Genomic DNA, 511 nt, shown 5'->3' with positions numbered 1-511 from the left:
AAGCTCGTCTGCATTCAAGATACCGTCGCCATTTAAGTCTTCAGGAATCGTGATCGCACCGATCAAGTCTGCAGGTACTGTATCAATAGTAAGCGTCGCTGTATCTGTAGCTATATTTCCAGCTGGATCAGTTGCAGTTACAGTCACTGTATGTGGACCGTCTGTTAAGGCAGGCAGAGTATTGTCTGCAAGTGACCAGGTGCCATCGCCATTGTTAGTCGCTGGGTAGTCAATACCATCCACATTCACAACAACTGTTGCTGTTGGGTCATTAATCGCTCCTGTTAAAGCAGGAGTCGTGTCATTAGTAACCACATCATCTAAAGATACAACTGGAATGCTAGTATCCACTGTCACCACAGCTGTATCTGTTCCTGCATTACCTGCAGGGTCAGTTGCTGTCACGGTAATGGTATGTGGACCGTCTGTTAATGCAGGCAGTGTATTGTCTGCAAGGGTCCAGGTGCCGTCACCATTGTTGACTGCTGGATAGTCTGTGCCATCGACAGTC

At 47.6% G+C, this 511-nt stretch carries 1 protein-coding gene; it reads right to left on the bottom strand.

Annotated elements, in window-relative coordinates; translation table 11 throughout:
• The coding region (locus ACT53H_RS19130; RefSeq protein ID WP_476009880.1) for an Ig-like domain-containing protein at positions 1-511 on the bottom strand (511 nt) is incomplete at both ends.

The organism is Acinetobacter sp. DMC2, from assembly GCF_056314305.1.
Note: the sequence above shows the minus strand (reverse complement) of the source record. Positions and strands in the feature narration are given on the sequence as shown.